At 67.5% G+C, this 7,951-nt stretch carries 11 protein-coding genes and 2 pseudogenes; 7 read left to right on the forward strand and 6 right to left on the reverse strand.

Annotation, left to right across the window (positions count from 1 at the left end; translation table 11 throughout):
• Positions 1–138: 138 nt before the first annotated feature.
• Complete coding sequence (locus tag D893_RS13435) at positions 139–720, reverse strand: ubiquinol-cytochrome C reductase, iron-sulfur subunit (RefSeq protein ID WP_110620061.1); 582 nt, start codon at positions 718–720, stop codon at positions 139–141.
• 95 nt (positions 721–815) lie between these two features.
• On the opposite strand from D893_RS13435, the gene D893_RS13440 reads away from it, so the two are divergent.
• The 3 genes from D893_RS13440 to cyaY all read left to right on the forward strand — a co-directional run bounded on the left by D893_RS13440 (position 816) and on the right by cyaY (position 1,936).
• Positions 816–1,163, forward strand: a complete 348-nt coding sequence (locus tag D893_RS13440; RefSeq protein WP_110620062.1) for a hypothetical protein — start codon at positions 816–818, stop codon at positions 1,161–1,163.
• 5 nt (positions 1,164–1,168) lie between these two features.
• Positions 1,169–1,543, forward strand: coding sequence for a DUF423 domain-containing protein (locus D893_RS13445; protein WP_077244384.1), 375 nt, complete (start codon positions 1,169–1,171; stop codon positions 1,541–1,543).
• Between the two features lie 69 nt (positions 1,544–1,612).
• Entirely contained in the window at positions 1,613–1,936 is a 324-nt protein-coding gene (gene cyaY / locus D893_RS13450) for an iron donor protein CyaY (RefSeq protein ID WP_018947783.1), read from the forward strand.
• Between the two features lie 19 nt (positions 1,937–1,955).
• Here the strand turns inward: cyaY and D893_RS13455 are convergent, their stop codons facing one another.
• The 3 genes from D893_RS13455 to serS form a co-directional block, all read right to left on the reverse strand.
• Positions 1,956–2,408 (reverse strand): hypothetical protein, encoded by a 453-nt coding sequence (locus tag D893_RS13455; protein ID WP_110620063.1) that lies wholly within the window; start codon positions 2,406–2,408, stop codon positions 1,956–1,958.
• A 13-nt stretch (positions 2,409–2,421) separates the two neighbouring features.
• The gene (locus D893_RS13460) at positions 2,422–3,435 is read right to left on the reverse strand and encodes a thioredoxin fold domain-containing protein (RefSeq protein WP_077244390.1); all 1,014 of its coding nucleotides are present in this window, start codon (positions 3,433–3,435) and stop codon (positions 2,422–2,424) included.
• 292 nt (positions 3,436–3,727) lie between these two features.
• On the reverse strand, positions 3,728–5,017 hold the full coding sequence (serS, locus tag D893_RS13465) for a serine--tRNA ligase (RefSeq protein WP_110620064.1): 1,290 nt from the start codon (positions 5,015–5,017) through the stop codon (positions 3,728–3,730).
• A 120-nt stretch (positions 5,018–5,137) separates the two neighbouring features.
• Here serS and D893_RS14050 point away from each other — a divergent pair.
• Together D893_RS14050 and nadS are read left to right on the forward strand one after the other, a co-directional pair.
• Positions 5,138–5,251: pseudogene (locus tag D893_RS14050) on the forward strand (addiction module toxin RelE); the annotation flags it as partial.
• A 39-nt stretch (positions 5,252–5,290) separates the two neighbouring features.
• Entirely contained in the window at positions 5,291–5,575 is a 285-nt protein-coding gene (gene nadS, locus D893_RS13475) for a NadS family protein (protein WP_018947778.1), read from the forward strand.
• Between the two features lie 54 nt (positions 5,576–5,629).
• Here the strand turns inward: nadS and D893_RS13480 are convergent, their stop codons facing one another.
• The gene (locus D893_RS13480) at positions 5,630–6,181 is read right to left on the reverse strand and encodes a GNAT family N-acetyltransferase (protein ID WP_110620065.1); all 552 of its coding nucleotides are present in this window, start codon (positions 6,179–6,181) and stop codon (positions 5,630–5,632) included.
• Positions 6,181–6,489: a DUF1778 domain-containing protein gene (locus D893_RS13485; RefSeq protein ID WP_018871238.1), complete on the reverse strand. Its 309-nt coding sequence runs from the start codon at positions 6,487–6,489 to the stop codon at positions 6,181–6,183. The genes D893_RS13480 and D893_RS13485 overlap by 1 nt, the downstream gene beginning before the upstream one ends.
• 217 nt (positions 6,490–6,706) lie before the next feature.
• Between D893_RS13485 and D893_RS13490 the strand changes: the two genes are divergently transcribed.
• Together D893_RS13490 and D893_RS13500 are read left to right on the forward strand one after the other, a co-directional pair.
• Positions 6,707–7,681, forward strand: a complete 975-nt coding sequence (locus tag D893_RS13490; protein WP_110620066.1) for a DUF2235 domain-containing protein — start codon at positions 6,707–6,709, stop codon at positions 7,679–7,681.
• 110 nt (positions 7,682–7,791) lie between these two features.
• Positions 7,792–7,951 (forward strand): annotated as a pseudogene (locus D893_RS13500) (IS256 family transposase); the annotation flags it as partial.

The raw sequence follows: 7,951 nt of genomic DNA on the forward strand, positions 1-7,951 counted from the left end.
CCCCGTCCGGCCAACCCCTGCGCCCGATCGGCCAGGGGGCTGGCCTCCTACAGGTCGAACCCTGCCCCCCGTAGGAGGCCGGCCCTCCGGCCGATCCCGCATCCGGCCGATTCCCCGTCTTCCACCAGGAATCAGGGATCACGAGCCACCGAGGGTCAGCCGCTCCCCGTCCCCGTGCAGCCGGTATTGCGGGATCTCCAGGTTGCGCGCCCCGGGCTGGCCGCGGAACACCCGCCCGGCGGCGTCGTAACGCCCGCCGCGACAGCGATCCTCGAAACCGCCCGGCCAGCCGTCGGCCGCCTGCGGATGCACCAGGTCCAGCTCGCAGCCCAGATCCGCGCTCTCCCCGTAGACCACCAACCAGGCCGGGTCGAAACTGCGCTCCGGCAGCTCCAGCCCCTCCGGCTGCCGCCCGCGCCGCGCCTCGGGGTCGCGCAGCGCATCGGCCTCGATCGCCTCCAGCGAACCCAGCAATGCCGAATCCCGGTGCACCACCAACACATGACGACCGTTCCAGCGCAGGCGCTTCACCTCGCTCGGCCCGATATCCGCCAGCTCCAGCACCCGCGGCTCCGGATCCGAACCACCCGGCAGGGAGATCACATTCGCAGTCAGCGCGACCACCAGCGCCGCGATGCCGCCCAGCGCCATCAGCTTCAGCAGCGCCCGCAGGCGCAGGCGGCGCAGCGCGGTCTCCGGATCCGGCGAAGAACGGGGCACGATGACGTTACCTCCACAACAAAAGATTGCCAGAACCCACTGCAAACGGTGCCCCGGCCCTTCACGGGGAGGGGTCAGCGGCATACACTACCGGCATGCCTACCTCCAATCGAGAATCCATCCGCAACGACCGGCGCTACGTCGGTCTCTACAATGACCTCTACGGCGGCATGACGCCGATCGGCAACATCATCCGGGATGCCTGGGTGTTCGGCATCCTGCCGGAAGAGCAGACCTGCGACGGCTGGGAGATCGGCCAGATCCAGGCTCTGCAGAGCCAGGTCAACGCCAAGTGGGACGAATACGGCCTGCGCCCCTCCGCCCTGCCGGACGACCTGCGCGAGCGCCACGAACGCATCCACAACGAGGCGATCGAACGCGCCCGCGAACACGGCTGGGTCCCCGGCCGCGACATCGACAGCGACATGGACGACAACGGCTGACCGCCATGGTCCGCACCCTGATCGTCATCGGCGCCGCGCTGGCCGCGGTCGCCGTGGTGCTGGGGGCCTTCGGCGCCCATGCCCTGGAACAGCGCCTGTCCGAACGCGCCCTCAACACCTGGCACACCGGCGTGCAGTACCACTTCATCCACGCCCTCGGCCTGCTGCTGATCGCCGCGCTGTGGAGCCAGCTGGCCACCGGCTGGGCCACCGCCGCGGCCGTGGCCTTTGTCACCGGCATCCTGCTGTTCGCCGGCAGCCTGTACGGCCTGGCCCTGGGTGCCCCGCGCATGCTGGGAGCGATCGCCCCCATCGGCGGCACCCTGTTCATCCTCGGCTGGGTCGGCGTCGCCATCGCCGCGTGGCGCGCGGGTGGATAGGCAACCGCTCCGCGGCGTCCCTATAATCCGCGCCATAGCCGTTACAGCCCATTCCGAGCGGGAGATCCCATGAGCCAGCCTTCCTTTGCCGTGTTCGCCGAACAGACCCTGGACGACTTCTACGCCCGCCTGAGCGACCACCCCGACCTCGGGGACCTGGATATCGACCTGATCGACGGCGTGCTGACACTGGAGTTCGAGGACGGGGCGCAGATGATCCTCAACCGCCAGGAAGCGGCCGAGCAGATCTGGCTGTCCTCACCGGAAGGTCCGGCGCATTTCGGCTACGACGAGGCCGCCGGCCAGTGGCAGAACGACCGCACCGGCGAGACCCTGGAAACCACCCTGGCCCGGGTACTGGGCGGCAAGCTGGGCACGTCGATCGAACTCTGACCCGCCGGAACCGGCGTCCTCAGGAACCGTCCCGATCCCCGCCCCGGGGTCCTTCCCCGGTTTCCCCGGTGGCACCGCGGCGGGACGGCCCCGCGGACTCCTCGCCCGGGTCGCCCGGCTCGTCCTCGTCGATCGCCCGCAGGTGATTCTCCACCTCCGAGAGCACCGCGTGGGCGCCGTCTTCCTCCAGCGCCAGATCCAGCGCCTTCAGCGGCTCCGCCGTCCCCGTCTCGCCGCGCAGCCCGGTGCGCGCCAGCCCCAGCGACACCAACCGAAACTGGCGAAAGAACAGATACGCCAGCGTCGCCAGGATCAGCGCGACCCAGGGCTGCTCGTTGAAGGCCATCCAGGCCGCCACGCCATACGCCAGAAAGGTGATCACGAAGATCACCACGGCGACCTTGTGCGCGCGTGCCACGATCCGCTCGAAGACATCGCGGTGCTCGCCTATGAAGTCCTGCTCGAAGTGCATGATGCGTCCGTAGTCAGCGCCGGGCGCGCCAGCGCTCGAAGGTGTCGAAGTCCTCGTAGCCGCGAGTCAGCACGTATTCCATCACGTTGCGCACGCGGTTGAGATGGGCGACCGAGTCCAGGCGGATGATCTCATCCCCCTGCTCGTCGAAGAACACCATACTGGGTGCCCAGTGGATGTCCAGATCCCGGGACCACCGGGCTGCCGTAGTCTCGCGGCCATCGGGGGTGACCACCCGGGTCGCGTCGTCGCCCATGTCCAGCTGCACCGCGTCCATCAGCGAGATCTGCTCCAGCACCTGCTGGTTCTGCAGCGGCTCGGAATGCAGGATGTCGCAGGCGTGGCAGGCCTCGCGCTCGAAGAACACCACCAGGGGCCGCTCGCCCGCCTCCCGGGTACGATCCAGGTCGTGCGGCGGCGGATCGAAGAAATCCCGTTCGTTGATGTCCTCGAGATCGAACTTCGGCGGCGGTTCGGCGCGGTCCAGGTACTCGCGGAAGCTCCCCTCCCGGTCATGCCGGTCGATCACGTACTCCAGCAGGGCGCGAAAGCGGTACGGGGGATAATAGCCGCGCATCGCGTGGATGCCCTCGCCATCGGCGTCGAAAAACGCCAGTGACGGCGTGAAGTTCAGCCCCATGCTGCGCGCCCATTCCTTTTCTTCCAGGGTCTCGCCCTCCAGCGTGGTCACCTCGCGACTCCCCAGCACGTCGATCGCGATCACGTCGAAGTGCTCGGACAGATAGGAACGGATGTCGTCCTGGCTGAAGTTCTGCTCGAACAGCGCCTCGCAGTAGGGGCAGTCATCCATGCCGAAATACACCGCCAGCCCCTTGCGCCCGCGCTCGCGCGCCAGCTCCAGATCCTCCTCGATATCGAGAAAGCTCGGCCGGAACCAGTCGGGCGTCCCCAGGCCGATCCGGCGCGGGGTGTCGTCGAACTGCAGGCCCTCCGTTTCGCTGGCTTCCGGCACCGGCTCGTCCGCCAGTACGGGCGCTCCGGCCGCCGCCCACACCAGCGCGAACATCAGCACGGCGCCCCACGCCGCAAGCAGCCGCCCCGAACGCCTGTCGCTACCGGATCCCGTTTTCCCCAACACGCCAACCTCCTTGCGGACCGCTCCGTCGCTGGACAGGCGTGGCAGACCGGCCTGCCGCGGGGCGCCATGTGATTTTCCGGCCCCTCGACTCCATTGGACGCTGCAAGGCACCCGATTACTCCCCCGACGTGCGATCGGCCGCACAATCGGCCAGGGGGCTGGCCTCCTACCCCCACGTTCGCGCGCCACGCAATCGGCCAGGGGGCTGGCCTCCTACGTCCTACGGGGTCGTCGGGGGGGCGATCACCTCGGTGCCGCCCAGCCACGGGCGCAGGCGCTCGGGGATGCGCACCGAACCGTCCGCCTGCTGATGATTCTCCAGCAGCGCCACCAGCGCGCGACCCACCGCCACGCCGGAACCGTTCAGCGTATGCACCAGCTCCGGGCGCTCGCCCGCCTTCGGGCGGAACCGCGCCTGCATGCGCCGCGCCTGGAACGCCTCGAAGTTCGAACAGGACGAGATCTCGCGGTAGGCCTGCTGCCCCGGCAGCCAGACCTCCAGATCGTAGGTACGCGCGGCGGAAAACCCCATGTCCCCGGCCGACAGCAGCATCACCCGATAGGGAATCTCCAGCGCCTGCAACACCTTCTCCGCATCGCCCAGCAGGCCCTCCAGGGCCGCGTCCGAGTCTTCCGGCCGGACCACCTGCACCAGCTCCACTTTCTCGAACTGGTGCTGCCGGATCAGGCCACGCACATCGCGGCCATAGCTGCCCGCCTCCGCGCGAAAACACGGCGTGTGCGCCACCATCTTCAACGGCAGCTCCTCCGCCTCCAGGATCTGCTCGCGCACCAGGTTGGTCAGCGGCACCTCCGCCGTGGGGATCAGCCGGAACTTCTGCTCGCAGTCCACCGAGAACAGGTCATCGTCGAACTTGGGCAGCTGCCCCGTGCCCACCAGTGTCTCCGGGTTGGCCAGGTACGGGACGTAGGTCTCCTCGTAACCATGCTCGCGGGTATGCAGATCCAGCATGAACTGGGTCAGCGCACGGTGCAGCCGTGCCATCTCGCCACGCATCACCACAAAGCGCGCGCCCGCCACCCGGGCCGCCCCCTCGAAGTCCAGGCGCGCCCCCGGCTCGCCCAGCTGGATATGATCGCGGCAGTCGAAATCGAAGCGCGTCGGCTCGCCCCAGCGGCGCACCTCCTCGTTCGCGGCCTCGTCCAGGCCCTCGGGCACGCCCGCCTGCGGCAGGTTGGGAAGCTGCAGCAGCAGATCGTGCAGCTCGGCCTGAATGCCCTCCAGCTCGTCCTCGCAGCCCTTCAGCTCGTCGCCCATGCGCGACACCTCCGCCTTCAGCGGTTCGATGTCCTCGCCCCGCGCCTTCGCCTGCCCGATCGCCTTCGACCGCGAATTGCGCTCGGCCTGCAGCTCCTGCGTGCGCACCTGCAGCTCCTTGCGGCGCGCCTCCAGGCTCTCGAACCGCTCACGGTCCAGGGTAAAACCGCGCCGCGCCAGCGCGGCCTCGGTAGCGTCCAGATCCTGACGCAGACTGCGGATATCCAGCATGGGCTCGCCGTCGACCAGTAGTAGTGGAAACCGCGCAGTTTAAGCCAAACACCCCGCGCCGTGCAGGCCGACACCGCGCAACCCCCCCTACCCAGTGGAGGCCGGTCCCCCTGGCCGATCATGGTGATCGCCTCGGATGATGAACTGAAAGAACTCCAGCGCACTCTGATCGCCCAACCCGGCAAAGGCGACCTGATCCAGGGAACGGGCGGCTTGCGCAAGGTTCGCATCGGTTAAGGCACTCACCTCACGGTTAAAAGAGGAAGCCCCCTGATGAACATCTACGACGAACTCCAGACATCACTGCAGGAAGCGGTCGACATCAAGGAAGGCAAGAAGGCGGCCAGCCGCGTCACCCGCCACGAGGTGGCGGACGTAAAGGCCATTCGCGCCCGCTTGCGCGTTTCTCAGGCAGAATTCGCCAAAGCCATGGGAACGAGCGTGGACACCGTCAAGAGCTGGGAAGCCAAACGACGCAACCCTACCGGACTGGCCGCCAAGGTTCTGGCCACCATCCAGGACAACCCGAACTTCTATAACGAAATCGCTGCACACTGAGCACCGGATCGGGCAGAGGGCTGCCCCCGCACGGCACCATGCGATTCCAGCCCTCTACCCGAGCTCGTCCAGGAGCTGCCTTACCGTAGCCAATGGGAGGAACAGCCTGCGAGGATTGGAAGGTAGCGGGGCGAACCCGTACCCCTCATACAACGCTTGCCTTCGTGCCATGCGATCCGGGTCGCCACAATCCAGGACATCCAGCATCACAACCGCGAGTCCGATCTGCTCCGCGGCCCGGGCGATGCGCGTCAGGGCATCGATGAGCAGGTCTCCCCCAATACCGCTTCCACGATAGCGCTCGTCCCGGCCCATCATCGAAATGAACGCGGCGGGGATGGATCCATGCGCAGGACGGGTTCGGGCATACCGTGCGGGCAGCCCCTCGTAACACACCGCGTGGGCGTTGAGCGTGTAAAAGCCGGCCACCGCACCATCGGGCGCCGCCATTACATACAACCGGACGTTACCGGCTTTCGCCAGCTTGTTCGCGGTGTGGTGAAAATAGTTGTCTACGGCGGCGACGCCGCAGCGGAATCCCTTCCGGTTGTGCCGCTCCGGATCGAACGGCTCAATGACGAAGGGCCGCTCACCGGCCCCCGCCATTACCCGGAGACCGTCCGCGCGCGACTGCGCCGCGCGGCCTCACGCAGCGCTTCCGTCGGTTCCGGGGGAGTCTCCAGGGCAGCGAAAAACGCCGCGTGGTCCTCGGCACTCAGCACCGTGCGCTCATGCGTGGCAATGGTCTCCAGCGCCGCCTGATAGGCCGCGTTGATCACGAACGACGAGTCATCCATCCCGGATAGCGATGCCGCCCGGTGAATGGCCTGCTTGATCCTGGGCCGGGTCCGAAAATGCATCCGGGCATCGTTGCGCTCATCTCCTTCGCCGGATGAATGATTGACCGGATCCATGGCATGCTCCGCTTTGATCGAGCTTCCAATGTACGCCGCTTATGCGTACACGGCAACACCCGCCGCATTCGCGGGCAAGCCCGCTCCCACAGAACCCCCTCCCCCCGCAGGAGCCTGCTCGCAGGCGAACGAGCCCGAATGCCCCGCCCCACGCCCCCGGCGCCACCCACCCTGACCTACAATCCCCTTCAATGGCACAAAACACGTGAGGCATTCCATGGAACGGAACATCGTCTTCTGCTGCGACGGCACCGCCAACCAGAAGGGCGAGGTCAACACCAACGTGGTGCACCTGCTGCGGCGCATCCCCACCACCGCCCGTCAGGTCTCGGCCTACGAGCCCGGCGTGGGCACCTTCTCCCCGTTCGGCATGCGGCGCGAGAACATCATCGGCACCACCCTGGGCAAGCTGTTCGGCCACGGCCTCACCGCCAACATCGAGAACGGCTACCGCTTTCTGATGCAGCAGGTGCGGGAAGGGGATCGGGTGTACCTGTTCGGCTTCTCGCGCGGTGCGTATGCGGTGCGCGCACTGTCCGGCATGCTGCGCAAATGCGGGCTGCTGCAGCCCGGGCGGGAAGATCTCATCGCCGAGGCCTCGCGCCTGTACACCGGGCGCCACAACGAAGACGAAGCCGCGCGCTTTCGCAAGCAGCACACCCGCCCCTGCCCGGTGCACTTCATCGGCGCCTGGGACACCGTCGGCTCACTGGGGTATCTCTACCGCAACCGCCGCTTCTTCGACACCCGCCTCAGCCCCGAAGTCACCCACGCCCGCCATGCCCTGGCCATCGACGAACGCCGCCCCAAGTTCGAGGCCCTGTTGTGGGATGACACCCGCGTGGAATCCGGGCAAACCCTCAAACAGCTCTGGTTCCCCGGCGCCCACGCCGATGTCGGCGGCGGCTACGAACAGCGCCAGCTCGCCGAAATCGCCCTGCAATGGATGCTCGAAGAAGCCGCCGAGGCCGGCCTGATCGTCGAAGACGCCCATGAACCCGCCATCGCCCCCGACCCCGCCGGCCCCATCCACGAACCCTGGAACACCTGGGCCGGCCGCACCCTGCGCCTGCTGCACCTCGGCGACCGCCCGCGCGACGTACCGCCCGACGCCCTGCACCCCTCCGCCAAAGCCCGCCACCAGGCCCTCGGCTATCGCCCCGAGCTCTTCAACCCGCACACCCCGCCGTAGGACGTAACGAGTTACTGTCGAAAGTGGTGTACGGGGGGGATTGAGGAAGGCGGCGTATCCGGCTGGAATGGGAGTGCGACCAACCAGCCAGCCAGAGGAGATACGCCACCATGGCTCACGATACGACAGACCTGCCGAACGGACCAGAGGACCCGTTGACCGATCTGCTGCGCCGCGGGGCGCGGGATCTGATCAAGCAAGCGGTGGAGGCAGAGTTGCAGACGTTCATGGAGACCTACGCGGAGGATCGTTTGCCGGACGGTCGCCGGG

The sequence above is a fragment of the Thioalkalivibrio sp. ALE21 genome (assembly GCF_003208255.1).
In the GTDB taxonomy this organism is placed as follows: Bacteria; Pseudomonadota; Gammaproteobacteria; order Ectothiorhodospirales; family Ectothiorhodospiraceae; genus Thioalkalivibrio; species Thioalkalivibrio halophilus.

Excerpts from the sequence above, each read along its gene's own strand:
- D893_RS13455 (WP_110620063.1), bottom strand. The coding sequence starts at position 2,408 with ATGCACTTCGAGCAGGACTTCATAGGCGAGCACCGCGATGTCTTCGAG.
- serS (WP_110620064.1), bottom strand. The coding sequence starts at position 5,017 with ATGCTGGATATCCGCAGTCTGCGTCAGGATCTGGACGCTACCGAGGCC.
- nadS (WP_018947778.1), top strand. The coding sequence starts at position 5,291 with ATGAACATCTACGACGAACTCCAGACATCACTGCAGGAAGCGGTCGAC.
- D893_RS13440 (WP_110620062.1), top strand. The coding sequence starts at position 816 with ATGCCTACCTCCAATCGAGAATCCATCCGCAACGACCGGCGCTACGTC.
- D893_RS13480 (WP_110620065.1), bottom strand. The coding sequence starts at position 6,181 with ATGGCGGGGGCCGGTGAGCGGCCCTTCGTCATTGAGCCGTTCGATCCG.
- D893_RS13445 (WP_077244384.1), top strand. The coding sequence starts at position 1,169 with ATGGTCCGCACCCTGATCGTCATCGGCGCCGCGCTGGCCGCGGTCGCC.
- D893_RS13460 (WP_077244390.1), bottom strand. The coding sequence starts at position 3,435 with ATGTTCGCGCTGGTGTGGGCGGCGGCCGGAGCGCCCGTACTGGCGGAC.
- D893_RS13490 (WP_110620066.1), top strand. The coding sequence starts at position 6,707 with ATGGAACGGAACATCGTCTTCTGCTGCGACGGCACCGCCAACCAGAAG.
- cyaY (WP_018947783.1), top strand. The coding sequence starts at position 1,613 with ATGAGCCAGCCTTCCTTTGCCGTGTTCGCCGAACAGACCCTGGACGAC.
- D893_RS13485 (WP_018871238.1), bottom strand. The coding sequence starts at position 6,489 with ATGGATCCGGTCAATCATTCATCCGGCGAAGGAGATGAGCGCAACGAT.